Genomic DNA, 23,942 nt, shown 5'->3' on the forward strand with positions numbered 1-23,942 from the left:
GTTCAGAGTCGGCCGACGACGACCGAAGGATCGACCCGCCCGTTGGCGAGGTCGTAGTTCGCGCCGACCACGGCCAACCTACCGTCCGCGACGGCGGACGAGATGAGGGCGGACCGGTCGACGAGCGTGCGCACGGAGGCCTCGATGTGCAACTGCCCGACCGCACGGGGGTCGAGGTCGGCGCCCTTCTCGAGATCGAGCTGGGCGCGCTCGACGGACGGCATGATCATGTCGATCAGACCGCCGAGGAACGCCGACCCGGGAGCCGAGTCGGAACCGATCGAGTCGATGGCCGTGGCGACGGCCCCACAGCTGTCGTGGCCGAGGACCACGATCAGGGGGACGTGCAGCACCGACACGGCGTACTCGAGGGAGGCGATGACCGTGTCGCCGACCACCTGGCCGGCGTTGCGCACGACGAAGAGGTCGCCGAGGCCGACGTCGAAGATGATCTCGGCGGCGAGCCGCGAGTCGGCGCAGCCGAAGAGCGCTGCGACGGGCTCTTGACCGGCGGCGAGCGAGGACCGGCGATCGCTGTCTTGGTGCGGGTGCCGTGGCGCCCCGTCGACGAAACGGTGGTTGCCCTCGACCATGCGGGACCATGCGGTGCCGGGAGCCGAGCCGTCGGCGGCCGAGTCGAGTCGGGTCACGTCATTCGCTTTCTTGGCTGGTGATCTGTTCGGCCAGGGAGCCGGCCAGGACGTCGAACTCGGCGTCGTCGGCGGTGCCGTAGAGCACGTACGAGCTGCGGTCGACGGTGGTGGTCAGGGCGTAGGCGTAGTTGCCCGGGTCGTCGGCGTCGCGTCGGTCGTAGACGTCCCAGGTGAGACCGCCGATCGACCGGGTCGACGTCGCCGCCGCGTTCTGCACCTGCAGGCTCACCCAGGTCGGATTGGCGTCGATGCCCTGTTCGAGCCCGATGAACTGCTGAGCGGGGGTGATGAGCCCGACGTACCAGGTCGGAACGTCGTCCCGGGTGGAGGACCGGACCTCGGCCGCGTTCGAGGACCACCCGTCGGGCAGGGGAGGCGCGGCGAGGGGAGCGTCGACGCTCGCCTGGGCCTGTGCCGCGACCTGGACGTAGTCGATCTCTTGGCGGTTCACGGTGCCACTCGGGCGGACGACGACGAGTACGAGGAAGAGCACGATGCCGAGCGAGGCGACGATGGACAGCGTCAGGTTGATCGCCGTCTGGTTCGCGTAGTGCTTTCGGGTGTTCTCGGCCTTGCGGGCCGCGGTCTCGTCGGGGGTCTCGGGTCGGCCGAGTTCGGCGACGATGCGAGGTTCGCGTGGACGTCGTGCGCCCCGCGGGCCGCCGTCGGAGGGGGAGGTCATTCGGCGGACACCTGACGGCGGGCCGCCTCGAGGCGCTCGCGGGCCCCCATCAGCCATTCTTCGCAGCGCCGTGCGAGGGCCTCGCCGCGTTCCCAGAGGGCGAGCGAGCGTTCGAGGGTCGAGGCGCCCTGCTCGAGCTCGGACACGACGGACACGAGCTCGTCGCGGGCCTGCTCGTAGCTGAGCGAGGCGACGTCGGGCGGGGTGCTGGTCGGGGTGGTGTCCACGAGACGATCCTAACGAGGGGCGGTGACGGGCGTCGCGGCGGTGGCCACGGCTGAGGAGGAGTCGGACGCGTCGGAGCCCGGGGAGGAGGCGCCGGTGCTGACGGCGCCCACCGCGCCTCCGTCGGTGGTCACGAGGAGGCGCGTCTCGGCGGGGGCCTCGTCGGGGTCGCGGAGCACGGTGCCCGACGGGAGTTGGACGATCGCGTAGCCACGGCGCAGAGTGCCCTGCGGCGACAGTGCCCGCAACTGCGCCGTGAGCTCGGACACCCGGGTGGTCGCCTTCTCGACGGCACGGGCCACGAGTTCTTCGCCCCGTGCGACCGCGCGGACGACCTCGTCGGCCCGGACGTCGACGAGGGTCTGGGGTGAGGCGAGCACCGGACGGCTGCGGATCTGCTCGAGCCGGTCGATCTCGGTGGCGACCAGCGAGGTCAGGCGCACGCCGATGCGGGTGCGTGCCTGTTGGACGCGGGACAGTTCTTCGGTCACGTCGGGGACGACCCGCTTGGCGGCGTCGGTCGGCGTGGACGCGCGCAGGTCGGCGACGTCGTCGAGCAGTGGCCGGTCGGCTTCGTGCCCGATCGCGCTGACGACGGGAGTGGTGCAGGCCGCGACGGCCCGGACGAGACCTTCGTCGCTGAAGCCGAGGAGGTTCTGGAAGTCGCCACCACCACGGGCGACGATGATGACGTCGACCTCGTCGTCGGCGTCGAGTCGCTGGATCGCCGCCGTGACCTCGCCGACCATGCGGTCGCCCTGCACCGCGGCGTGGACCACGCGGAACGACACGGAGGGCCACCGCAGTTGGGCGTTGCGCAGCACGTCTTTCTCGGCGTCGCTGTCTCGTCCGGTCACGAGGCCGATGCACCCGGGAAGGAACGGCAGGGCCCGCTTGCGCTCGGGGGAGAAGAGCCCCTCGGAGGTCAGCTGGCGGCGGAGGCGCTCGAGGCGCTCGAGCAGGTCGCCGAGCCCGACGTGGCGCATGTCGAACACCTGCATCGTGAGGCTGCCGCCCTTGACCCAGTAGTTCGGCTTGACGGCGGCGATGACGCGGTCGCCCTGCTTGAGGTCGGCCGGGACGCGCGACTTGACGCTCGACCAGATGGAGAACGACACGGTGGCGTCTTGTTCGAGGTCGCGGAGCTTGCCGTAGACGTTGCCCCCGGAGACGTTCCACTGCGTGATCTCGCCCTCGACCCAGGCCGTGCCGAGGCGGTCGATCCAGTCGCGCACCTTGCTGGCCAGCAGCCCGACCGGCCAGGGGGACTCGGCGGTGGGGGGAGGGGGAACGATCGTCATGGAGCTCCGTTCGAGGGGTGGTCGGCACCGACAGGACGGGCGGCGGTTCGGGGCGATCGATCGATCGCGCGGCCGCTCCCAGTACGCGACCAGTCGGTCGCACCTAGACTCGTCGGGTGAGCCACATCTCCAACGGCGCCCTCGCCATCGACCTGCCGACACCGCGTGTTCCTGCGGTGCGGAACAGGCTAAAGGATACCCCCGTCAACGGACGCAAGCGGGTGCTGCTGGCAGCGCCCCGCGGGTACTGCGCCGGCGTCGACCGTGCCGTGATCGCCGTCGAGAAGGCGCTCGAGCACTACGGTGCGCCGGTCTACGTCCGCAAGCAGATCGTCCACAACGTGCACGTCGTGGCGACCCTCGAGAGCCAGGGGGCGATCTTCGTCGACGAGGTCGACGAGGTGCCCCAGGGATCGCACATCGTCTTCAGCGCGCACGGCGTCTCGCCGGCCGTCGTCAAGGGTGCCGCCGACCGCGAGCTGCAGGCCATCGACGCGACCTGCCCCCTCGTCACGAAGGTGCACCGCGAGGCCGTGCGCTTCGGCAACCAGGGGCGTCACATCATCTTGATCGGCCACGCCGGGCACGAAGAGGTCGAGGGCACGATGGGCCACGCGGCCGACCGCACCACGCTCGTGCAGAACCCGGGCGAGGTCGACGACCTCGTCGTGGCCGACCCCGAGAACCTCGTCTGGTTGTCGCAGACCACCCTCAGCGTCGACGAGACGATGGAGACCGTGCGTCGCCTGCGCGAACGCTTCCCGAGCATCCAGAACCCCCCGAGCGACGACATCTGCTACGCAACGCAGAACCGCCAGGTCGCGATCAAGAAGGTCGCGCAGGGTGCCGATCTCGTCATCGTGGTCGGTTCGGCGAACAGCTCGAACAGCGTGCGTCTGGTCGAGGTCGCCCTCGAGCACGGTGCCAAGGCCGCCTACCGCGTCGACTACACCAACGAGATCAAGCAGGAGTGGCTCGACGGCGTCGAGACCGTCGGCGTAACCTCCGGTGCGTCGGTGCCCGAGGTCCTCGTCGACGAGGTGCTGGCCGACCTGTCCGACGCCGGCTACGTCGACGTCCAAGAGGTCGTCACGGCCGAAGAAGACCTCATGTTCTCCCTCCCGAAAGAGCTGCGCAAGGACGCGACGGGCCAGGTCGACGCGCGCGGCCTCGGCGGTCGCACGCGATGACCGACGATCGTCCCAAGCCCCGCTACGGCGAGTATGCGCCCGAGGGCTGGGTCAACCCCGTCACGGCCGCCGACGACACCGCCGAGGAGGCGCGGGTCGCCGAACAGGACGCGCGGCGGACACCCTCGACCGACCTCCGCGCCGGTGACGAGACCCGCACCGCGCCTCCTGCGCTCACGACCGGGCGACGTGTCGACCGCGTGGCGACGTTCGCCCTGATCGGGTTGGGAGCCTTCGGGGCGATCCAGGCGATCGCCCGCGTGCCCGGCTACGCGACCACGCAACTCGCCCAGTTCGAGACGTTCGGTCTCGACCTGTCGGACTTCGGCTCGTCGGCCGCGCTGCAGACCTTCGGAACCGTGATGGCCGTCGTGGCCGTCACGCTGTTCGCCGTCTCGACCTGGTGGACCCTGCGTCGGTTGCGGGCCGGGCGGCTCGGCTTCGTCGTGCCGCTGGTCGCCGGTGTGGTCTTCGGTCTGGTCCAGGGTTTCGGTGCGGCGGCCATCTTGATGGGCGATCCGGCCTTCGCCGAGGCGATGCAGAGCTTCACGAACGACTACTTCTCGTCGGGTTCGAACTGAGTCCTGACACACAGCACGACGACGAAGCCCCCGAGCACTCGCTCGGGGGCTTCGTCGTGACACCAGGAGGCGCGGGTCAGCTCGCCGACTGACCGAACGACCCGAGCTGCTTCGTCGCCTCGACGACGCGGGCGGCCATCGCGGACTCGGCGACCTTGCCCCAGGCACGCGGGTCGTACTGCTTCTTGTTGCCGACCTCGCCGTCGATCTTGAGGAAGCCGTCGTAGTTCTTCAGCACCGTGTCGGCGATGGAGCGGCTGAAGGCGTACTGCGTGTCGGTGTCGAGGTTCATCTTGACCACGCCGTTCGAGACGGCTTCGGCGATCTCGGCGTCGGACGACCCCGAACCACCGTGGAAGACGAGCTCGAGGGGCTTGTCGGCGGTGCCGAACTTCTCTTGGATGCCCTGCTGGATCTCGCCCAGCAGCTCGGGACGCAGCTTGACGTTGCCCGGCTTGTAGACGCCGTGCACGTTGCCGAAGGTGAGCGCCGCGATGTAGCGGCCGTGCTCGCCGAGGCCGAGCGCCTCGACCACGCGGGTCACGTCCCCCACGGTGGTGTAGAGCGCGTCGTTGGTGCCTTCGTGCTGGACTCCGTCTTCTTCGCCGCCGACGACGCCGATCTCGACCTCGAGGATGGCGTTGATGGCCTTGGTGCGCTTCAGCATGTCCTGGGCGATCGAGATGTTCTCGTCGAGCGGGACGGCCGAACCGTCCCACATGTGTGACTGGAAGAGCGGGTTGCGGCCGGCCCTGACCTCTTCTTCGGAGGCGGCGATCAACGGCAACACGAAGCCGTCGAGGGCGTCCTTCGGGCAGTGGTCGGTGTGCAGAGCCACGGTGACCGGGTAGTTCTTCGCGACCTCGGTCGCGAACTTCGCGAAGGCGATGGCACCCGCGGCACGGTTCTTGACCGTGTGGCCGGCGAAGTAGTCGGCGCCGCCGGTGGTCACCTGGATGATGCCGTCGCTGCCCGCCTCGGTGAGGCCCTGCAGCACCGAGTTGATGGTCTGCGACGACGAGACGTTGATGGCGGGGTAGGCGAAGCCCTTGTTCTTCGCCTTGTCGAGCATCTCGGCGTACTGCTCGGGGGTTGCGACGGGCATGGAATCTCCTTCGATCACGACTGATGGCTCGTCCAGCCTAGTCAGCGCACGTCTGTTCGTCCTGGCCGCCGAGGCCCGGTCGGGAGGCGCGGCGCGGGTAAGCTCCGGAGCATGGCTGACACGGATTCCGGAACCCTCTACTCGCACCCCGACCGCAACCTCGGCATGGAACTGGTCCGGGCCACCGAGGCGGCCGCGATCCGTTCGGCGCCGTTCATCGGCAAGGGCGACAAGAACGCCGCCGACAAGGCCGCGGTCGACGCCATGCGCAAGTTCCTCGGCACCGTCGCCTTCGACGGCGTCGTCGTGATCGGCGAGGGCGAGAAGGACGAAGCCCCGATGCTGTTCAACGGCGAGCACGTCGGCAACGGCTTCGGCCCCGCCTGCGACATCGCGGTCGACCCCATCGACGGCACCAGCCTCACCGCCGCCGGCCGCATGAACGCCCTGTCGGTCATCGCGGTCAGCGACCGGGGCAGCATGTACGACCCCAGCGCCGTGTTCTACATGGACAAGATCGTGACCGGGCCCGAGGGCAAGGGCATCATCGACCTCGACCGTCCGATCGGTGAGAACATCACCGCCCTCGCCGCGGCCAAGGGCATCGCCGTCGAGGACATGCAGATCGCGGTCCTCGACCGCCCTCGTCACGCGGACCTGATCGCCGAGATCCGGGCCGTGGGCGCCTCGACCCGGCTGCTGCTCGACGGTGACGTCGCCGGCGGCATCAACGCGGCCCGCCCCGATTCGCGCATCGACATGTGTGTCGGTGTCGGCGGTACCCCCGAGGGCATCATCACGGCCTGCGCGGTGAAGGCCCTCGACGGCCTGATCCTGGCCCGCCTGGCGCCCAAGGACGACGCGGAGCGTCAGAAGGCGATCGACGCCGGCCACGACCTCGACCGCGTGCTCGACCAGGACGACCTCGTGACGGGTGACAACGCCTACTTCGTGGCCACGGGCGTCACCGACGGCGCGCTGGTCGCGGGCGTCACGCGCAAGCAGGGCATGATCCGCACGTCGAGCATCGTGTTGCGTTCGCACTCGGGCACCATCCGCCGGGTCGAGGCCGACCACCTCGTCTCGAAGTGGTACGGCGAGAAGGCCTGACCCTTTCGACGCTCGCACGTCACGACGAACGCCCGACCTCGGTCGGGCGTTCGTCGTGACGGGCCTTGTTCGTGGCGATGAATCAGCGGCGGTCGTCGCCGTTCTCGCCGAGAGCCGCGGCCAGTTCGGGGGCGGTGAGTTCGCGGGGTGACTCCTCGACGGTCGTCGGGGTCGCGAGGACCTTGGACTCGTCGAGCATGTTGAGCCGGCGCGCCGAGGGGAGCACCGTCCGCTCGAGCGACCCGACGAACCGGTTGTAGTCGGTCACTCCGGCGCGCAACGACCGGCCGAGCTTGTCGACATGGCCCGCCATGGTCGAGAGACGGCCGTAGAGCTCGCGGCTGAGATCGAACAGTTCTTTCGCCTCGGCGGTGACGACGTCCTGCTGCCAACTGAAGGCGACGGTCTTGAGCACCGACCAGAGGGTGACGGGTGAGGCGAGGGCGACGCGTTTCTGGAACGCGTAGTCCATCAGGGCCGGGTCGGCCTCGAGGGCGGACGACACGAGCGACTCGCTCGGGATGAAGGCGATGACGAGTTCGGGCGAGGAGTCGAGCCCGGCCCAGTAGGTCTTGCCGGCCAGGGCGTCGACGTGGGCTCGCAGCGCCTTGACGTGCTGCCGGACCAGTTGGTCGCGTCGCGCGCCCTCGTCGCCTGTCGCGGACGCGGGGATGGCGCTGGCTTCGAGGTAGGCCGAGAACGGCACCTTGGCGTCGACCGCGATGTTCTTGCCCCCGGGGAGGTGCACGACCATGTCGGGTCGGCCGGCGCCCGCGTCCGACGAGATCGACGTCTGGACGTCGAAGTCGACGCGTTCAACGAGACCTGCGGCCTGGACGACGTTGCGCAGCTGGGCCTCGCCCCACACACCGCGTGTGCTGTTCGACTTCAGTGCCGAGGCGAGCGATTCGGCCGTGCCCCGCAAGCGCTCGCCCGACTCGGCGGCGGTGCGGAGCTGCTCGCTGAGGGCGCCGAACTGGAGGGTGCGTTCTGCTTCGAGTTCGGCCACCTTCTGCTGGACTGCCTGCAGGCTCTCGGCCACCGGGCTGAGCGCGACGAGCACCTGACCGTCGGTGCGCGCCCTCTCGGCCTCGGCGATGCGGACGTCGCGGAGGCGGTCCTGGAACTCGCGGAGGCGGTCTTCTTGCTGGGCGATCTGGCGTCGGTACTGGTCGTCCTGGCCGTCGAGGCGCTCACGAGTGGCCTCGGCCACTGCGCGGGCGGCGGCCAGGTCGGAGGACAGGCGTGCCGTGGCCTCGGCTGCACGGGTGCGAGTGACGAGCGCACCCACGGCGATGCCGAGCACGAGGCCGAGCAGCAGGGCGAGGAACAGGGCGAGCGGGAGGGGCATGACGGCAGTGTGGCAGCGGCCACCGACACCGCCCGCCGGTGGGCGCGGAGGGGCTCAGCCGAAGGCCATGGGGCGCCGGTCGGCGCGAGGGACGGAGGGTGCCGTCGGTGCCCCGGCCGGCTGCAGCACCTTCACCTTGACCGACGCGATGGCGGCGAGCTCGCCCAGGTCGGCGGCACCGTGGAACAGGGCGGCGTGGGCGACGATGGCCGCGCAGGCCTCGGCGTCGGCGAGGGCGTCGTGGTGTGAGAAGGCGTCGAACCCGGCGGCCGTCGCGGCGACCGGCAGGCGGTACGAGTCGAGGGAGTACGTCTTGCGGGCGACCTGCAGGCTGCAGAGGTACGACCACGGGGGAGGGGTGAGACCGGTGGCCGCGCAGGCGGCCTTGATGACACCCATGTCGAAGCCGGCGTTGTGGGCGACGAAGACGTCGTCGCCCGCGAAGTCGGCGAGCAGTTCGAACTGCTCGGCCCAGCCGAAGGCCCCGACCACGTCGCGCGCGACGATGCCGTGGATGCGGGTGTTCCACTCGGAGAACTCGTCGTGCCCGGCGGGCGGCTGGATCAACCAGCCCACCTTGTCGACGACGACCCCGTCGCGGACCTTGACGAGGCCGACGGAGCAGGCACTGGCGCTGCTCGAGTTCGCGGTCTCGAAGTCGATCGCGGTGAAGTCGATGGGCATTGACTCATGCTCTCACGCGCCTCCGACACCGCCTCCACAGGCATGGTCGGATGCTGTTCCGTCCCCAGCCGGCTCGACACCGACGGGACGGCTCGACAGGCCCGGTACGCTTGACCCTCGTGGCTCTTACTATCGCGATCGTCGGACTGCCCAACGTCGGCAAGTCCACCCTGTTCAACGCCCTGACCAAGAACCAGGTGCTGGCGGCGAACTATCCGTTCGCGACCATCGAACCCAACGTGGGCATCGTCAACCTGCCCGACCCGCGCCTCCAGGTGTTGGCGGATCTCTTCGGCAGCGAGAAGATCCTGCCCGCGCCGGTGTCGTTCGTCGACATCGCCGGCATCGTCAAGGGTGCGAGCGAAGGCGAGGGGCTCGGCAACAAGTTCCTGGCGAACATCCGCGAGGCCGACGCCATCGCCGAGGTCGTGCGCGGCTTCGACGACCCCGACGTCGTGCACGTCGACGGCAAGGTCGACCCCGAGAGCGACATGGGCACGATCAACACCGAGCTGATCCTCGCCGACCTCGAGACCGTCGAGAAGGCGCTCGTCCGGTACGAGAAAGAGCTGCGACTGAAGCGCGTCGAGCCGATCGTGCACGAGACGGCCGTCGCCGCCCGCGACGCCCTGCAGCGCGGCGAGGCGCTCTCGGCCACGAGCATCGACCTCGAGCCGATCCGCGAGCTGGGTCTGCTCACCGCGAAGCCCTTCATCTACGTCTTCAACGTCGACGAGGCCGTCCTCACCGACGAGGCGCGCAAGGCCGAGCTGCAGGCGCTGGTCTCACCGGCCGAGGCGATCTTCCTCGACGCGCAGGTCGAGTCCGAGCTGATCGGCCTCGACGACGAGGACGCCGCCGAGCTACTCGCATCGCTCGGGCAAGACGAATCGGGTCTCGACCAGTTGGCCCGCATCGGATTCGAGACGCTGGGCCTGCAGACCTACCTGACGGCCGGCCCGAAAGAGACCCGCGCCTGGACGATCGGCAAGGGCTGGAAGGCCCCGCAGGCCGCCGGAGTCATCCACACCGACTTCGAGAAGGGCTTCATCAAGGCCGAGGTCATCTCGTTCGACGACCTGGTCGAGACCGGCTCCATCGCGGAGGCGCGCTCGGCCGGCAAGGCCCGCATCGAGGGCAAGGAGTACGTCATGCAAGACGGCGACGTGGTGGAGTTCCGCTTCAACAACTGACGTCCCTGCGCCTGTGGGGAAGGGCTCTTCGACGCTTGTCTCGGTCGGGGTCTTGTTTCACGGGACGTGATACGTCGATACACGAACACATGAGGGACGGACCGAGTCCCCGCAAATGCTGACTCGTAGAACAACCGGTCTACCTGTCATGGTTTGCTCATGGACGACACACGGAAAGATGGGTCTGTCTGGGGGAACGGCCTCGGCCGTAGAACGCTCATCACGGGGGCAGCAGCCGCCGCGTTTGGCCTGACCCTGGGCGACATGATGGGGCTCAGTAACGGCTCCCTAGCCTTTGCGGCCGGGAAGTATGGCACTGTCGTCTGGCCTGTCAATCCTCACCCCACGCCCACTGGGCAGCAAGTCTATGGAAGCCCCCGTAATTACCCCGGTGGACACCGGGGATCGGACTACGGAGTCGGGAGGGGAACCGCCGTCGTAGCCATTGCCGCAGGACGCGTCACGGGGCGGGACGTCGACCGGAAGGGCAGCGAGATCGGCAACTGGGTCGAGATCGAACATGCAGGCTTCACCAGTCGCTACATCCACTTCAACGAGGCACCGCACGTCGGCTACGGAGCCCAGGTATCCGCAGGCCAACGGATCGGCAGCGCCGGGGACAGTGGGACTGCAGCCATAGGTGTTCACCTCCACATCGAGATCTACGACCAACTCGTCCGACAAGACCCGCACGCGTGGCTCACCGCCAACGTCGGCGCAGGCTCAGCAACGCCAACAAAGGAGATCGAAGTGCCCGATTACTCACTCGTCCGCGGTCAGAACGACGGTCGCGTTTATCTGTCCGTGAACAGGCTGCAACGTCGCTGGATCGAATCCGAGGCCGCCCTTGCCGACGTCAGGTACGTTCTCCGCGGAGTCAACGCCCCCGCGGCTGACCGCCCCGTCGAGGTAGTCGCCAACCCCGACGCCTATGGCGTGATCATCACTGCGACCCCCACTCTTGACCAGATCCGCCAGGTCATTCGTGAGGAAGTTGCCGCGGGCAAATAGGAAACCGTGTCGCTAGAGGCCAGCCCTGGGTTGTCACTCGGGGCTGGTCTCTTGCGGTGAAAAGGACCTGGACGTACGTTGCCTGACCCGGAGGGACCGGGCAGGCCTGAGAGGGGAACCCTAGAGGGGGAACGCTACCTTGGGTGGCTCCCGGTCGGACCGGCTGAGGAGGTCGCTGATCTCGGGTTCGTGCTGCAGCTTCCCAGCGATGGCGCTGTCGAGATTGTCGAAGTCACACAGCCATGGCCGACGCCCTGACACATCCCGCCAGTAGGCGTTGAAGTGGTATCGCGGACCCTCACCGGCCGACGCGCCTGAGAACGGGACGGACCCGGTAGTGGGGAGGGAATCCGGCCGCCATCACCAGAGTCGTTCTCCTTCTCGCCTGCTCGGCGTCGAGCGAGGTGGCCCGCGGCCCGGCGGCAACCGTCAGGCGCCGCCGCCGAGCCTGGTCAGCAGGCCTGCCGCGAGGGCGGTCCGCTCGACCATGCCGTCGATCGAGATCCACTCGTGGCGGGCGTGGGCCCCGTCGCCGACGGCGCCCAGCCCGTCGAGGACGGCCAGTCCCAGGGCGGCCGCGAAGTTGCCGTCGCTGGCGCCGCCGACCGAGGTCTCCTCGACGACGAGACCCTGCTCGAGGGCGACCTCTCGCGCGGCGGCGAACAGGGACGCCGTTCCGGTACTGCGCTCCATGACGGGACGGTTCCAGCCGCCGTCGACCGCGATCCCGGCGGCCTCACGGCGAGGCACCAGGCCCGCGAAGGCCGCGTCCATCCGACGCATCTCGCCGACGTCCGTCACCCGCACGTCGACGAGCGCCTCCGCGCTCCCGGCCGTGACGTTCGCCCGTGAGCCACCGGTCATCGTCCCGACGTTGACGCTCGTGCCGGCTGCCAGGTCGGCCGAGTCGTGCAACGCGACGATCACCCGGGCCATCTCGTCGATGGCGCTCACACCGTTCTCGGGGTCGAGCCCGGCGTGGCCCTCGACGCCCTGCGTGGTGACCGTGAAGAGACCGACGCCCTTCCTCGCGGTCTTGAGCGCGCCTCCTGCGCTCGCCTCGAACACGAGGACGGCGTCCCGGCCGGCGACCGCCGCCTCGATGACGGGGCGCGACGCGGGCGAACCGATCTCCTCGTCGCCGTTCAGGACGAAGCGCACGGCCGGCAGGGGCAGGCCGCGCTCCCTCGCGATGGCGAGGGCGTGCACGACCTGCACGAGGCCCGCCTTCATGTCGAAGGCGCCCGGGCCGGTCAACTGGTCGCCATCGATCGTGACCGGCCAGTCGGCGAGGGTACCGAGCGGCCAGACCGTGTCGTAGTGGCAGAGGATCGCGACGCTGCCCGTGCCTGCGTTGACGGCGTCCCAGTCGAGCACGGCGACGTCACCGTGCGGGGCGCCGTCTACCGTGGACTCGGCGTCGGGAGCCCCGAGGTGTTCGCCGAGGTACGAGCGCACCCAGGCCAGACCCGCAGCCAGGGCCGCGCGGTCGTCGGACGGCGTCTCGAGCTGCACGTAGGCGGTGAGGTCGGCGACGAGCGAGGACCGCCGGGCCTCGGCGGCCTCGACGAGCGCGTTCACGCGGCGGCCCGTCGGTCGAGCTCGACGAGATGGTCCTCGCTCATGACGATCTGCCCCGTCTCGAGTCGGACGATCGACTCGACCAACCAGCGCGTCAACGGCACCGCCACGTCGTACCGCTCGGCGGCGGCCAGCACCGGCGCGTACTGCGTCGGCACCTCCGTGCGGCGCCCCCGGACGGCGATGTCACGCCAGATGCCCGAGCGCTTCTTCGTCTGACGTCCGAGCCAAGCGACGAGCTCGTCGGTGGCCACGTCCGGGCCGCCGGTGCCGCCGGTGTCGCCGGTGTCACCGGCCGTCACGGTCACGTAGGCGTCCGGCGTGAAGGCGTCGAAGCCCTCGAGCGCGACGCCCTCGGCCCGGGCGACGGTCAACACCTCGCGGACCAGGGCGTGCATGCCCACCCGGTGCCGGTCGATCAGGTCGCCCATGTCGTCGTCGGCCAGGGCGGACGCGACGAGCATCGCACCGAAGCCGAGCTTCGACCAGAGGAAGCCCTGCACGTTGTCCGACACGACCGGGCGACCCCAGTGCCGCAGGTCGTCGGCGAGGGTGCGGACGCGGTCGCTCGTGCCGCCCGCGAACTCGCCGAGGGCGATGTCGCCGATGCCCCCGTCCTTGACCACGCCGGGTGCGACGACGTCGGCGAAGAGGTCGACGAAGGCCGCGACCGTGCGGTCGGCACCGACGTGGTGTGCGATGGTCGGCTCGTTCAGGCCGTTCTGCATCGAGACCACCCAGCCGTCGGCGGCGAGGCGGGGCGCGATCCACGCGGCGACGCCGTCGGTCGCCTGCGCCTTGACCGCGAGGAGCACCGCGCCGAGCTGCCCGGGTGCCTCGTCAGGAGTCGAGATGGGCAGGCGGGCCGTGAGCTCGCCACCCGGGTGTTCGATCCGCAGGCCGTTCTCGCGGATGGCGGCGACGTGCTCGGGGTCGGTGTCGACCAGGTGCACGTCGAGCCCGGCGAGATGCAGGTGCGCGGCGAGCGTTCCGCCGATCGCGCCGGCGCCCACGACGGTGTAGGTCGGGATCATGTGGTTCTCCATTCGTCAGGCGGTGGGGCCGTCGATGTCGGCCGTCGTCGTGGCGGTCCAGTGCGCCGGGAAGTTCCAGGCGCCCGTCGACGAGCCGCCGTCCACGCGCAGCACCTCGCCGGTGATCCACTCGGCCTCGGCGCCGGCGAGCCAGGCGACGGCGCGAGCGATGTCGGCCGGACTGCCGCGACGACCCAGCGGGTTGTCGCCCACGGCCTCCGCGTACTCGTCGGTGACCGGGTTGACGGCCGAGTCGACCGTGACGAAGCCCGGTGCCACGGCGTTGACGCGGATGCCGTGGCGACCGAGTTCGAGAGCGGAGGCGCGGGTCGCGGCTTCGAGGGCGGCTTTCGACGTCGAGTAGGGCGCCGCACCAGGTCGAGCCCTCAAGGCCGCCCCCGACGAGATGTTGACGACGCTCGCGCCCCGACCGGCGGCGATGGCGCGACGGGCCAGGGCGACCGTGAGCAGGACGGGAGCCCGCGTGTTGACGTCGAGCACGAAGTCCCAGGTCGTCGCGTCGAGATCGAGGAACGGTGTCGCCGGGTAGACCCCGGCACTCGACACCAGCACGTCGACGGGCGCCGATCCCCACGCCGTGTCCAGGAGGATCTCGTGGGCATCGTCCTGTCGCAGGTCGCAGGTCGCCGTCGCGCACGAGGAGGCGCCGGCCGCGAGAGCGAGCTCGGCCGTCTGCGCGAGCGGCTCGGCGTTGAGGTCGGCGACGGTGAGGGCGTCGCCCGCGCGGGCGAAGGTGAGGGCGACCTCCCGGCCGATGCCGGAGCCGGCCCCGGTCACGAGCACGTGCCGCATCAGTCGAGCACCTTGCCTTTGGTCTCGGGCATCGTGAGGTAGACCACGAGTCCGATCGCGGCGGCACCCGCGGCGTAGGCCCAGACCCAGCCGCCGTGCCCGCTCGTGTTCATCCACGTGGTGATGTACGGCGCGGTGCCGCCGAAGATGGCGACCGCGAGGGCGTAGGACAGGCCGATGCCGGTGGCCCGCACCTCGGGCGGGAACTGCTCGGCCATGATGACGGCGCAGTTCGCCGAGTAACCGACGAGCAGGACGATGCCGACGAGTTCGATGGCGAGCAGTGACCAGAAATTGCCGTTCAGCAGCGTGAAGGCGGGCCAGGCGAAGAGCAGGAACCCTCCGGCGAAGGCCGCCATGGTCGGCTTGCGACCGATGGTGTCCGAGAGGATGCCGCCGAACGGCAGCAGGCAGATGAACACGACCATCGCGATGACGTTGGCGAGCAGGGCCTGGTTGAGCGGGATGCCCGTCGTCACGGCCGCGTAGGTCGGCATGAAGTTGACCCACAGGTAGTAGAGCAGCGTGCCGGCGATGGTGATCCCGAAGACCCGCAGCGTCGCCTTCGGGTGGTCCTTGACCATCCGGACGAACGCGTTGCGCCGGGTTGCGAGGCCGGAGCCGTCGAGACGGTCCTTGCCGGTGGCGAAGGAGGCCGTCTCCTCGACCGAGCGCCGGAGCCACAATCCGATGAAGCCGAGCGAGGCCGCGAAGACGAAGGCCGCGCGCCATCCCCAGCTGTCGACCGCGTCCTCGGGCAGGGCCGTCGTGATGACGAACCCGAGGGCCGAGGCGATCAGCACGCCCGCGGCGACCGAGACCTGCTGCCACGAACCCGCGAAGGCACGGCGTCGAGGGGCGGCGGACTCCACGAGGAAGGCGGAGGCGGATCCGAACTCGCCACCGGCCGCGAACCCCTGGACCAGACGCGCGAGCACCAGGATCACCGGCGCGAGGTACCCGACCTGCTGGAAGGTCGGCGAGATACCGATCACGAGGGTGGCCACCGCCATCAGGGTGATGGTGAGCAGCAGGCCCTTCTTGCGTCCGTGCCGGTCGGCGTAGCTGCCCATCACGGCGGCACCCACGGGTCGCATGACGAAGCCGACGGCGAAGATCGCGAGGGTCGACAAGAGGGCGGCGACGTCGTCGCCCGGCGGGAAGAAGTGGTGGGCGAAGATCGACGAGAACGTCGAGTACAACGCCCAGTCGACGAACTCGACGGCGTTGCCGATGCTGCCGGCGACGATGGCCTTGCGGCCCTTGCTGCTGAGTTTCGTGTCGTGGACGGTCTCAGGGGCGGTTGTGCTCATGTGCTGGCTCTCTCGAGGTGGACGTGAGTGGTGCGAGGGGAGGAGGGGCGGCGCGGGTCGGGAGGCGCGTCACAGGAGGCGACGGACGTGCGCCGCGAGATCGGCGTGCGTGCCGAACCACACGTCGTCGACCGAGCGGATGTGGGCGAGCAGCTCGTCGAGCACGCGCAGCCGCGACCGGTGGCCGATGATGTGCGGGTGCAGCGTGAGCTGGAACAGTCCGCCCTCGGCGTGGGCGGCATCGAACTCGTCGATCCAGATCTGCAGCAGGTCGCGCGGCGGCATGTGGGGTCGGAGACCGCCGAAGCGATCCATCATCAGATAGGGGGCGTCGTCGCGGATCCACTCGACGGGGATCTCGACGACTCCCGTGCGCTCGCCGCGTTCGAGCAGCTCGTAGGGCTCGGTGTCGGCCATCAGGGACGAGTCGTAGACGAACCCGAGCTCCCGGATGACGGCGAGCGTCGACCCCGAGAAGTCCCACGAGGGTGTGCGGATGCCGACCGGACGTCGGCCCAGCTGCTGCTGGAAGACCTCGAGGGCTCGCGACGTGAGCTCGAGCTCGTCGTCGTGACCGAGAGCGGTGTTGCGTTCGTGGATCCAGCCGTGCACGGCGACCTCGTGTCCGGCTGCCGCGTAGCCGGGGGCCTCGTCCGGGCGGAGCAGGGCGCAGACGGCCGGCATGAAGAAGGAGGCCGGCACCTCGTGCCGGGCCAGCAGGTCGAGGATGCGGGGCACGGCGTGACGGGCGCCGAACTCGCCCTGGGCCATGCGACCGGGCGAGGTCTCGCCGTCGCGTAGTGCCGGGGTCTCGTGGTCGGAGTCGAACGAGATCGCGACGGCGACGCGAGCGCCACCGGGCCACCGTGCCGTGGGTTCGTCGTCCACGAGCCTCCGACCGGCCCGCACGAACTCGACGTGCCCTCGCCATTCGGTCTCGGTCCACTGCCACGGCTGCTGGTCGTCCATGCGATTCCTCCCGGCGTCGTCGGTGACCCCGATGTCATCGACATGGGTCACTGTAGAAAGAAATACAAGCAGACTCAAGACAAATGGTTGTTTCGATCGCATTTCAACCTCGAAACGGTTGGATGAATCACCCCCTCGACCCGAATCCAACCGGTGCGGACCGGTGCGCCGTATTCTGTTGCCGTGCCACGTCTCGTGCCTCCCGCCGGTCAGCCCCTCCTCGACGAGACCGACCTCGACATCGTCGCCGCCATGCACGTCGCGCCTCGGGTCCCCACCGCCGCCCTCGCCGAGATCCTCGGGTTGCCCGTGAGCACGCTGAGTCGCCGACTCGTCCGCCTGCAAGAGGAGCGCCTCCTGCGGGTGGTCGGCCGCTACGCCTGGGAGCTCATCACCTCGAGCAATCCCTACGAACTCTGGATCACCTCGGCCCCCGGGCGGTCGAGGGCCGTGCTGGCCGAACTCCTGCGCATCCCCGACGTCCAGTTCGTCCTGCAGACCAGTGGCCCGGCCGACCTGTACGCCAACCTCTTCCCGCTGCGGGGCTCCGACCAAGAGGAGCTGCTCGGCAGCGTCATCCCGTCGATCCCGGGTGTCCGCGCCGTCGACAGTCGGATGATCCTCGAACCGGCCAAGGTCGGTCAGGCCTGGCGCTACCACCGGCTGGACGACGAGCGCGTGGCGCGCCTGGAGCAGCACGCGGCCGTGGCCGCGCAGCCTCCGCTCCACGATCTCGGCCAGTTGAGCGACCTCGAGTTCGAGACGATGCGCTTGCTCGGCGCGAACGCGCGTGTCACGGCGGCCGAGGTCGGGCGGACCCTCGGCGTGTCGTCCTCGACGGCCGCTCGGGCCATCCGGCTCCTGCTGCAGACCGGCGCCGTCTCGCCCCGGGTCGAGATGCAGTCCGACCTGCTGGGCTATCCGTTGCACGCGATCGTGACGATCGACGTGCAGCCCCGTGACGTCTCGCGCACCCTCGAGCGGGTCGCCACGCATCCGAGCGTCCGGTTGCTGTCGACGGTGACCGGCTCGGCGCCGATCAGTCTCTCCGGGGTGTTCCGGGGCCCGACGGATCTCGCGACGTTCATCCGAGACGACCTGGGTGCGCTGCAGTGGGTGCGGTCGATCCAGAGCGTCGCCGGCCTGCGGCTGCAGCGACGCTACTGGATCGACCGTGACGGTCCCCGCCTGGGTGCCCAGGTGCCCGACGTGTTGCGGCGCTGAGCGACGAGACGTCTAAGGTCAGGCATGACCCGAATCACGCCCGCCCCCGCACTGCTGCGCCTCGGCGTGCTGGCCACCTCGCGCAAGCCCGACGAGCGTCGCCTGCCGATCCACCCCGCCCACCTCGACCGCATCGATGCCGATCTGCGCGAGAACATGACCCTCGAGCGTGGCTACGGCCTGCGTTTCGGCATCCCCGACGCCGACCTCGAGCCCCTCGTGGCGATGGCCGACCGTGAGCAGATCGTCGCCGACAGCGACGTCGTCCTGCTGCCCAAGCCCCAGGCCGCCGACCTCGAGGGCCTCCGCGACGGCCAGACCCTCTGGGGCTGGCCGCACTGCGTGCAGGACCGCGAGATCACCCAGCTCGCCATCGACAAGCGCCTGACCCTCATCGCGTGGGAGGCCATGAACCACTGGCAGTCCGACGGCGGCTACGCCCTGCACGTCTTCCACAAGAACAACGAGCTCGCCGGCTACTGCTCGGTGCTGCACGCCCTGCAGCTCTGCGGCTCCACCGGCGACTACGGCCGCCGCCTCAGCGCCGTCGTCATCGGCTTCGGCGCCACCGCCCGCGGCGCGGTCACGGCGCTCAACGCCCACGGCATCCACGACGTCCGCGTCCTGACGAACCGCAACATCGCGGCCGTCGGCTCGCCGATCCCGTCGGTCGACATCTTCCAGTTCGAGCACGACCCCGAGACGCCCGGCGCCAGCACCGTGAACACCCCCGACGGGCCGGTCGCCCTCGCGCCGTTCCTCGCGGCGGCCGACATCGTCGTCAACTGCACCCTGCAAGATCCGAACGCGCCGCTCACCTACCTGCGCGAGACCGATCTCGACGCCTTCCGCCCCGGCAGTCTCATCGTCGACGTCTCGGTGGACGAGGGCATGGGCTTCGACTGGGCCCGCGCCACGACCTTCGCCGAACCCCTCGTCACCGTCGGTGCGACCACGAACTACTACGCGGTCGACCACAGCCCCTCGTTGCTCTGGAACTCCACGACGTGGGAGATCAGCGAGGCCCTCCTGCCCTTCCTCCGCACCGTCATGGAGGGGCCGACCTCGTGGGCGGCGTCCGACACGGTCCGTCGCGCCATCGAGATCGCGGAGGGGCGGGTCAAGAACGAGGCGATCCTCGCCTTCCAGCACCGCGCCTCCTCGTACCCGCACGCACCGCTCGGCTAGCCGGCCGCCCGGCCGACGGCACCGCCGAGTGGACTGAGCGCCGCCGTATGCCGCGGTGTCGTGTCCATCCGGCGGTGTGCGCGAGGGCGCAGGGAGCCGGAGGTCAGAGCGCAGGAGGCGCGGCGAGGGCCGCCAGCACGCGCTCGGCACCGAAGTCCCACGCCCCCTCGACGTCGCCGCCGAGCTGGAAACCGCCGTTGAGCTCCATGATGACGAAGCCCGCGACCCAGGCCGTCAGCGTGCGGGCGGCGTCGAGGGCGAGCGCCGGGCCGACGAGTTGCTCGCCCACCCGGAGGGCGGCGGCGCTCGCCGCGGCGCCGTACTCGCGCCGGGCCGTGGGGACACCGGGCCCGGGGGTCATGACCAGTTGGAACGCCGCCGGGCGTTCGTGCCCGAAGGCCCGGAAGGTGTCGAGCACCTCGCGGGCCGACCCCGCCCCGTCGAGCCGCGCGGCCAGGTCGGTGAGGGTGGCCTCAGCGACCGACCGCAGCAGCGCCTCCCGGTTCTCGACCCGTTTGTAGAGCGAGGGGGCGCGCACGCCGACCCGTGCCGCGACGGCGGCCATCGTGAGGCCCGCCGGGCCGTCGGTCTCGAGCAGCTCGCGGGCGGCGAGCAGGATGGCGTCGAGCGAGGTGCGGTCGGGTGTGGGCATCCGTCGAGTATAGCTATTGACAATAGCCATGATGGCTAAGTACCGTAGCCATCATGGAACTCGCCCCCTCCCTCCGCCGCATCGGCAACGACATCGTCGCCGCCTACCTCGTCGTCACGCCCGAGGGCGTGACCCTGATCGACGCCGGCCTGCCCGGTCTCTGGTCAGAACTCGTCGCCGAACTCGCCTCCGTCGGACGCACGCTCGACGACGTCCGGGGCGTCGTCCTCACCCACGGCGACTCCGACCACGTCGGCTTCGCCGAACGGCTGCGTCGCGACCACGGAGTGCCCGTGTACGTGCACGCCGCCGACGCCTCCCGGGCGAAGGGCGGGCCCAAGCCGAAGAACCCCATGCCGCCGATGAAGCTCGGCCCCTGCTGGGCTTCGCCGGCTACAGCCTGCGCAAGGGCGGGGTGAAGACCACCTGGCTCACCGAGGTCGTCGAGGTGCAGGGCGGCGAGACGCTCGACCTGCCGGGCTCGCCTCGGGTCATCTCGATGCCCGGACACTCGGAAGGCAGCATCGCGGTCTTCGTCCCGAGCGTCGACGCCGTCTTCGTGGGTGACGCCCTGACCACGCGCCACGTGACGACCGGGCACGTCGGGCCCGCCCCGGCGCCGTTCACCGACGACCCCGAGCGGGCTCTGGCGTCGCTCGATGCCCTGGTCGCGACCGGCGCGACCTGGGTGCTGCCCGGCCACGGCGCCCCCTGGGACGATGGCGTCGAAGCGGCGGTGGCAGCCGTGCGCCTAGCAGCGAACTGATGCACATCCTTGTGCGAGACAGGAATCGACGAAGTGTGTCGACTGCATCGCGCCTCGTGCCCTGGCTGACGGGAGACTGCCTTCACAAGTCGTGAAAAATCTCACCGGTGGACGGGCGACTTCCTACTCATGTCGAGATCTGACAGGGTGCGGCGATAGCCGCATAATGCTCCATTTAGGCTCTGTCGCAAATTAAATAGTGTCGGTCTTGGTCGAGGGCTACAAGATTCAGAGATAGTCTCACTATTGTGACCACCTCCAACGTCTACTTTGTGCTGCAGGGCGACGTCGTGAGGCCCAAGCTTGACATCGCTGACGCAGCCGAAATGCTGCAGTCCAAGGCGACGAGTCGGCTCTTAGCACTTGTGGATTCGAATACGGTCTCCGAGACAGGTGCCCGTGAGCTACTTCACTTCATCGAGCTCCGCGCCGGACTTCGCTCTCCAAACACCCAGGCCGTTTCTGTCGAAACATTTCTGAGTCCGATCTTGCAATCCGACGAGGCTGGAGCTCTTTATGCACTAGAGGTAGCTGCCTCGGAACGGGTCATAGTTTTCGTTCGAGTGAGAGTTGGCATGGTTGCCCAGCTATTCTCCGAGGTGCAGGGAGTGAGCTGGGATGCCTTAGCATCACTCGCTATCAGTACTGTGCGGGACGAATCCGCAACACTTGCGGCGGCAGCGGTGCAACTAAAACGCGAACTCGAAGATCACCTCGAGAGTGGTGTCATGGAGCACGTCGAACTCTTGCTTGGAAGCTCGTCTCGAGCCACAACCGGGGAACTAAACCGAGAGTTGCTAACAGAGGTCAGCTACAGGGCGTCGACTCTGCAGCTAGCACTTGTTGGCCTCGAGAATGCTTACTTGCGTTTTGATAGAGGCAATACTAGAGACAGCCATTTGCTTCATTCTGCAGGTGGAAGTATCTCAAGTATTGCTGCAACGCTCGCGCACGCCATGGCGTTGGAACACCAGCAGAGGGCGCAAACAGAAATGGAAACGAGGGAGCGAGAGAAGATTGCCTCCGATCGGAGGACTGCCAGTCTTTCGAGACTGGCTGCCGTCTTTGTTTTCCCAAGCCTATGGTTTGCGTTCTTGGGGGCTAACGTCTTTCCCTCAACTCTTAGGGGCGTGCCTGTAAACGGCGGTGCCGCGATGGTTGGGGCATTGCTCGGCGCTGGTCTCAGCGCTCTAATAGGCCTGTGGATCGTTGGACAAAAATTAGGGGATAAAAAATGATCACATACCAGCAATTGGCGCATGCTCTGCCTAAGGGAGATCACCTTCCACAAATGAGTAAGGAAGAACCAGCAGGTCGGGCTGTTGATGGGGAGTTCTTCGTTGAACCAAACTTCGACTTAGTTGGCGACCTAGCAGCCCGAGTCTGGCTTGTTAGCGCTCCGGCTGCAGTTGGTAAGACATTCATCGCTCAGCATCTTGCCCGAGACTCGTCTAGCCCGTTGTGGGACCTGAGCCTCTTCAGTCTTGGCTCGCATTTCTTCTCAGGAACTATGACCGAGGAGCACGGTGTCGAGGGTTACCTGTCGTTCGTCAATGCCTTTAAAGCCACGGACGGATGCCTAATCCTGGACGCGATGGACGAGGCGCTCGTGCGGTCCGGAGCTGAGAGCATGGAGGCGGCCGTAGACAACCTGGTCACCATCCTCGGTTCAGCCCAATCGGGTCCGTCCGTTGTTATCTTTGGGCGAGACGACACCATTGCAGATGTTGCGCGTGTGTTGGGGAAGTCGAATGTATCTACAGCGCGGATGTCAGTTCGCTTCTTCACCGAGCAACAGTCTCGCGTCTATGTACATGAAAAAAGTGAAGACAAGGTAGCGGCCCTTAAAGCAAAACTCGATGAGTTCCTGACGAAATTCTTTGAGCGGGTCAAATCTGAACTTGGTAGCTACGAGTGGGGTGACGTGCACTCGTTCCTGGGCTACGCGCCTGTTCTAGAGGCCCTGTCCACTGCCTACGACAAGAAGAGTAATCCACTAAAAGACCTTAATGAAGCTCTCGAGGATGAGACCGATCGTCAAGTGTGGGAGTTGCTTGGACGCATTGTGCGTAGCATTCTCCTGAGAGAGACTCGGAAATTCTCAACTAGTTTTGGTTCTGGAGATGATAACAAGACGCGTTTTGCGGCACTGACTTATAGTCCAGAAACACAGCTTGAAATGTTGATGCAACCTGATTTGACGGCTTATGTTTTGGATTTCCCGGACGAAGGTGACGAGGATTGGCTGACCGACTTGGATCAGCAGATACGTGATCAATTCCGCGAGCACCCTTTCCTCAAGAGTTCCCGGTCGGCATCTCCAAACATGTTGACTTCGTTCTCTAACCCGATCTTCCGTGACTTCGTTTGTGCATGGGCCATTCTTGAGCGTCGGGTTGATGAGTTTGATCTCCTACCGCTTTGGGGTGCTCCATCTATTAGCCCCGCCCCGTTGCTTACAAGGTTTGTCTTCGCGGATAGCAAGCGGACGCACTTGATAGAGGCATCCGCCCTTCCAATTCTCGCCGATTCTCACTCATCAAACTTCGTACCCGGAAAAAGCATCTTGCTGATTCGCGAGGATGCGCCCGAATTGCACGTCGATGATTCCAGCGCCGTCATGGGAGTGTCGTTGAATGAGGGAGGAGTTACTAGCAGTGTGTTAGAGGTCGTTCCGCCGGTTGGTGACCTGGAATTCCTGCGCGCTTTGTCCTCTGTCGAGATAGAAGCACCACATGCAAATCTGAGACTTGGGATGGGGCAACGCGACTTCCTGCTTGGCCCAGACGTTCGCCTCAATGTTCTGAGCGTTGAATCGCTTGTTCCTGATGTTCGTATCCTACACAGCCAAGCAACGACCGTTAAAATTCACGCGGAATCAGTCACTGGTATAACAAAACGAGTTATCGTCCACGACCTTTCTTCTTTCGTCCTTGTCTCGGACTCTGCATATCATCCGTGGCGGCAGTATTCATCGGAGGCTTCCCTGGTCGGGTTGGAGGCCGAGCGTCGAATGGACGTAGCGGGCATGGAGCTCAGGCGGCTCGTTGCATGGTTCAGTCGGCCGAGCATGCTTGGGGGCGGCCTCCGATATCCGGCTACCGCCCTGGAGCAAATATTTAATAAGGGCCGCGCATCGCGAGACATGTTCGACTACCTGGCTATGAAAAAAATGGCCTGGCTAGACGGCCCAGAATTCGTCATCAAACTCGATGTTCCTGTTGAAGTGGTCCGGCTAAACGATCTCTCGAACGAGCTATACGCTGAACTGATACAGGGATACGTTTTGGCCCACGAACGATAAAGCGCGGGGATT

General features: G+C 67.7%; 24 protein-coding genes. 11 read left to right on the plus strand and 13 right to left on the minus strand.

Annotation, left to right across the window (positions count from 1 at the left end; all coding sequences use genetic code 11):
- Nucleotides 1–2: 2 nt before the first annotated feature.
- The 4 genes from HRF36_RS10785 to xseA are packed head-to-tail and all read right to left on the minus strand — an operon-like array spanning nucleotide 3 to nucleotide 2,861.
- A complete protein-coding gene (locus tag HRF36_RS10785; RefSeq protein WP_173210054.1) occupies nucleotides 3–593 on the minus strand; it encodes a carbonic anhydrase in 591 nt (196 codons plus the stop codon).
- Between the two features lie 58 nt (nucleotides 594–651).
- On the minus strand, nucleotides 652–1,335 hold the full coding sequence (locus tag HRF36_RS10790; protein ID WP_173209640.1) for a DUF4245 domain-containing protein: 684 nt from the start codon (nucleotides 1,333–1,335) through the stop codon (nucleotides 652–654).
- Nucleotides 1,332–1,562, minus strand: coding sequence for an exodeoxyribonuclease VII small subunit (locus tag HRF36_RS10795; RefSeq protein WP_123519220.1), 231 nt, complete (start codon nucleotides 1,560–1,562; stop codon nucleotides 1,332–1,334). Before HRF36_RS10795 ends, HRF36_RS10790 begins: the two co-directional genes overlap by 4 nt.
- A 9-nt stretch (nucleotides 1,563–1,571) precedes the next feature.
- Nucleotides 1,572–2,861: an exodeoxyribonuclease VII large subunit gene (gene xseA, locus HRF36_RS10800; protein ID WP_173209642.1), complete on the minus strand. Its 1,290-nt coding sequence runs from the start codon at nucleotides 2,859–2,861 to the stop codon at nucleotides 1,572–1,574.
- Between the two features lie 116 nt (nucleotides 2,862–2,977).
- On the opposite strand from xseA, the gene HRF36_RS10805 reads away from it, so the two are divergent.
- Nucleotides 2,978–4,051 carry a 4-hydroxy-3-methylbut-2-enyl diphosphate reductase gene (locus HRF36_RS10805; RefSeq protein WP_173209644.1) on the plus strand — a complete coding sequence of 358 codons (1,074 nt, stop codon included), beginning with the start codon at nucleotides 2,978–2,980 and terminating at the stop codon, nucleotides 4,049–4,051.
- A complete protein-coding gene (locus HRF36_RS10810) occupies nucleotides 4,048–4,632 on the plus strand; it encodes a DUF6264 family protein (protein WP_173209646.1) in 585 nt (194 codons plus the stop codon). Before HRF36_RS10805 ends, HRF36_RS10810 begins: the two co-directional genes overlap by 4 nt.
- Before the next feature lie 76 nt (nucleotides 4,633–4,708).
- Here the strand turns inward: HRF36_RS10810 and fbaA are convergent, their stop codons facing one another.
- Complete coding sequence (fbaA, locus tag HRF36_RS10815) at nucleotides 4,709–5,737, minus strand: class II fructose-bisphosphate aldolase (protein ID WP_173209648.1); 1,029 nt, start codon at nucleotides 5,735–5,737, stop codon at nucleotides 4,709–4,711.
- Nucleotides 5,738–5,848: 111 nt separating this feature from the next.
- Here fbaA and glpX point away from each other — a divergent pair, with 111 nt between their 5' ends.
- A complete protein-coding gene (glpX, locus tag HRF36_RS10820) occupies nucleotides 5,849–6,847 on the plus strand; it encodes a class II fructose-bisphosphatase (RefSeq protein ID WP_173209650.1) in 999 nt (332 codons plus the stop codon).
- Between the two features lie 82 nt (nucleotides 6,848–6,929).
- Here the strand turns inward: glpX and HRF36_RS10825 are convergent, their stop codons facing one another.
- Nucleotides 6,930–8,198: a DNA recombination protein RmuC gene (locus HRF36_RS10825; RefSeq protein ID WP_173209652.1), complete on the minus strand. Its 1,269-nt coding sequence runs from the start codon at nucleotides 8,196–8,198 to the stop codon at nucleotides 6,930–6,932.
- Nucleotides 8,199–8,252: 54 nt separating this feature from the next.
- Nucleotides 8,253–8,882, minus strand: a complete 630-nt coding sequence (locus HRF36_RS10830; RefSeq protein WP_173209654.1) for an exonuclease domain-containing protein — start codon at nucleotides 8,880–8,882, stop codon at nucleotides 8,253–8,255.
- Nucleotides 8,883–9,001: 119 nt separating this feature from the next.
- On the opposite strand from HRF36_RS10830, the gene ychF reads away from it, so the two are divergent.
- Complete coding sequence (gene ychF, locus HRF36_RS10835) at nucleotides 9,002–10,075, plus strand: redox-regulated ATPase YchF (RefSeq protein ID WP_173209656.1); 1,074 nt, start codon at nucleotides 9,002–9,004, stop codon at nucleotides 10,073–10,075.
- A 159-nt stretch (nucleotides 10,076–10,234) separates the two neighbouring features.
- Entirely contained in the window at nucleotides 10,235–11,086 is an 852-nt protein-coding gene (locus tag HRF36_RS10840) for a murein hydrolase activator EnvC (protein ID WP_173209659.1), read from the plus strand.
- A gap of 429 nt (nucleotides 11,087–11,515) precedes the next feature.
- Here HRF36_RS10840 and HRF36_RS15525 read toward each other — a convergent pair whose 3' ends face one another.
- The 5 genes from HRF36_RS15525 to HRF36_RS10860 all read right to left on the minus strand — a co-directional run bounded on the left by HRF36_RS15525 (nucleotide 11,516) and on the right by HRF36_RS10860 (nucleotide 16,796).
- A complete protein-coding gene (locus HRF36_RS15525; RefSeq protein ID WP_217271113.1) occupies nucleotides 11,516–12,667 on the minus strand; it encodes a M20 family metallopeptidase in 1,152 nt (383 codons plus the stop codon).
- Complete coding sequence (locus HRF36_RS15530) at nucleotides 12,664–13,701, minus strand: ketopantoate reductase family protein (RefSeq protein WP_217271114.1); 1,038 nt, start codon at nucleotides 13,699–13,701, stop codon at nucleotides 12,664–12,666. Before HRF36_RS15530 ends, HRF36_RS15525 begins: the two co-directional genes overlap by 4 nt.
- 15 nt (nucleotides 13,702–13,716) lie before the next feature.
- Nucleotides 13,717–14,514: an SDR family NAD(P)-dependent oxidoreductase gene (locus tag HRF36_RS10850; protein ID WP_173209661.1), complete on the minus strand. Its 798-nt coding sequence runs from the start codon at nucleotides 14,512–14,514 to the stop codon at nucleotides 13,717–13,719.
- Entirely contained in the window at nucleotides 14,514–15,827 is a 1,314-nt protein-coding gene (locus HRF36_RS10855) for an MFS transporter (protein WP_173209663.1), read from the minus strand. Before HRF36_RS10855 ends, HRF36_RS10850 begins: the two co-directional genes overlap by 1 nt.
- 69 nt (nucleotides 15,828–15,896) lie before the next feature.
- On the minus strand, nucleotides 15,897–16,796 hold the full coding sequence (locus HRF36_RS10860; protein ID WP_173209665.1) for a polysaccharide deacetylase: 900 nt from the start codon (nucleotides 16,794–16,796) through the stop codon (nucleotides 15,897–15,899).
- Nucleotides 16,797–16,979: 183 nt separating this feature from the next.
- On the opposite strand from HRF36_RS10860, the gene HRF36_RS10865 reads away from it, so the two are divergent.
- Nucleotides 16,980–18,020, plus strand: a complete 1,041-nt coding sequence (locus HRF36_RS10865; protein WP_173209667.1) for an Lrp/AsnC family transcriptional regulator — start codon at nucleotides 16,980–16,982, stop codon at nucleotides 18,018–18,020.
- A 24-nt stretch (nucleotides 18,021–18,044) separates the two neighbouring features.
- Entirely contained in the window at nucleotides 18,045–19,208 is a 1,164-nt protein-coding gene (locus HRF36_RS10870; RefSeq protein WP_173209669.1) for a N(5)-(carboxyethyl)ornithine synthase, read from the plus strand.
- A gap of 103 nt (nucleotides 19,209–19,311) precedes the next feature.
- On the opposite strand, the gene HRF36_RS10875 is transcribed toward HRF36_RS10870, so the two are convergent.
- Nucleotides 19,312–19,860, minus strand: coding sequence for a TetR/AcrR family transcriptional regulator (locus tag HRF36_RS10875; RefSeq protein WP_173209671.1), 549 nt, complete (start codon nucleotides 19,858–19,860; stop codon nucleotides 19,312–19,314).
- 53 nt (nucleotides 19,861–19,913) lie between these two features.
- Here HRF36_RS10875 and HRF36_RS15875 point away from each other — a divergent pair, with 53 nt between their 5' ends.
- The 4 genes from HRF36_RS15875 (at nucleotide 19,914) to HRF36_RS10890 (ending at nucleotide 23,930) form a co-directional block, all read left to right on the plus strand.
- Nucleotides 19,914–20,279, plus strand: coding sequence for an MBL fold metallo-hydrolase (locus HRF36_RS15875; RefSeq protein WP_254281177.1), 366 nt, complete (start codon nucleotides 19,914–19,916; stop codon nucleotides 20,277–20,279).
- A complete protein-coding gene (locus HRF36_RS15880; RefSeq protein ID WP_371740114.1) occupies nucleotides 20,276–20,626 on the plus strand; it encodes an MBL fold metallo-hydrolase in 351 nt (116 codons plus the stop codon). The genes HRF36_RS15875 and HRF36_RS15880 overlap by 4 nt, the downstream gene beginning before the upstream one ends.
- Nucleotides 20,627–20,874: 248 nt before the next feature.
- The gene (locus HRF36_RS10885; protein ID WP_173209673.1) at nucleotides 20,875–21,864 is read left to right on the plus strand and encodes a hypothetical protein; all 990 of its coding nucleotides are present in this window, start codon (nucleotides 20,875–20,877) and stop codon (nucleotides 21,862–21,864) included.
- Nucleotides 21,861–23,930 (plus strand): hypothetical protein, encoded by a 2,070-nt coding sequence (locus HRF36_RS10890; RefSeq protein ID WP_173209675.1) that lies wholly within the window; start codon nucleotides 21,861–21,863, stop codon nucleotides 23,928–23,930. The genes HRF36_RS10885 and HRF36_RS10890 overlap by 4 nt, the downstream gene beginning before the upstream one ends.
- Nucleotides 23,931–23,942: the final 12 nt, after the last annotated feature.

Source organism: Frigoribacterium sp. VKM Ac-2836, from assembly GCF_013248995.1.
In the GTDB taxonomy this organism is placed as follows: domain Bacteria; phylum Actinomycetota; class Actinomycetes; order Actinomycetales; family Microbacteriaceae; genus Frigoribacterium.

What these genes read in the sequence shown, in the direction of transcription:
- HRF36_RS10860 (WP_173209665.1), bottom strand. Translation starts at nt 16,796, where the DNA reads ATGGACGACCAGCAGCCGTGGCAGTGGACCGAGACCGAATGGCGAGGG.
- xseA (WP_173209642.1), bottom strand. Translation starts at nt 2,861, where the DNA reads ATGACGATCGTTCCCCCTCCCCCCACCGCCGAGTCCCCCTGGCCGGTC.
- HRF36_RS10785 (WP_173210054.1), bottom strand. Translation starts at nt 593, where the DNA reads ATGGTCGAGGGCAACCACCGTTTCGTCGACGGGGCGCCACGGCACCCG.
- HRF36_RS10790 (WP_173209640.1), bottom strand. Translation starts at nt 1,335, where the DNA reads ATGACCTCCCCCTCCGACGGCGGCCCGCGGGGCGCACGACGTCCACGC.
- HRF36_RS10840 (WP_173209659.1), top strand. Translation starts at nt 10,235, where the DNA reads ATGGACGACACACGGAAAGATGGGTCTGTCTGGGGGAACGGCCTCGGC.
- HRF36_RS10825 (WP_173209652.1), bottom strand. Translation starts at nt 8,198, where the DNA reads ATGCCCCTCCCGCTCGCCCTGTTCCTCGCCCTGCTGCTCGGCCTCGTG.
- glpX (WP_173209650.1), top strand. Translation starts at nt 5,849, where the DNA reads ATGGCTGACACGGATTCCGGAACCCTCTACTCGCACCCCGACCGCAAC.
- HRF36_RS10830 (WP_173209654.1), bottom strand. Translation starts at nt 8,882, where the DNA reads ATGCCCATCGACTTCACCGCGATCGACTTCGAGACCGCGAACTCGAGC.
- HRF36_RS15530 (WP_217271114.1), bottom strand. Translation starts at nt 13,701, where the DNA reads ATGATCCCGACCTACACCGTCGTGGGCGCCGGCGCGATCGGCGGAACG.
- HRF36_RS10855 (WP_173209663.1), bottom strand. Translation starts at nt 15,827, where the DNA reads ATGAGCACAACCGCCCCTGAGACCGTCCACGACACGAAACTCAGCAGC.
- HRF36_RS10890 (WP_173209675.1), top strand. Translation starts at nt 21,861, where the DNA reads ATGATCACATACCAGCAATTGGCGCATGCTCTGCCTAAGGGAGATCAC.
- HRF36_RS15875 (WP_254281177.1), top strand. Translation starts at nt 19,914, where the DNA reads ATGGAACTCGCCCCCTCCCTCCGCCGCATCGGCAACGACATCGTCGCC.
- HRF36_RS10810 (WP_173209646.1), top strand. Translation starts at nt 4,048, where the DNA reads ATGACCGACGATCGTCCCAAGCCCCGCTACGGCGAGTATGCGCCCGAG.
- fbaA (WP_173209648.1), bottom strand. Translation starts at nt 5,737, where the DNA reads ATGCCCGTCGCAACCCCCGAGCAGTACGCCGAGATGCTCGACAAGGCG.
- HRF36_RS10870 (WP_173209669.1), top strand. Translation starts at nt 18,045, where the DNA reads ATGACCCGAATCACGCCCGCCCCCGCACTGCTGCGCCTCGGCGTGCTG.
- HRF36_RS10875 (WP_173209671.1), bottom strand. Translation starts at nt 19,860, where the DNA reads ATGCCCACACCCGACCGCACCTCGCTCGACGCCATCCTGCTCGCCGCC.
- HRF36_RS10850 (WP_173209661.1), bottom strand. Translation starts at nt 14,514, where the DNA reads ATGCGGCACGTGCTCGTGACCGGGGCCGGCTCCGGCATCGGCCGGGAG.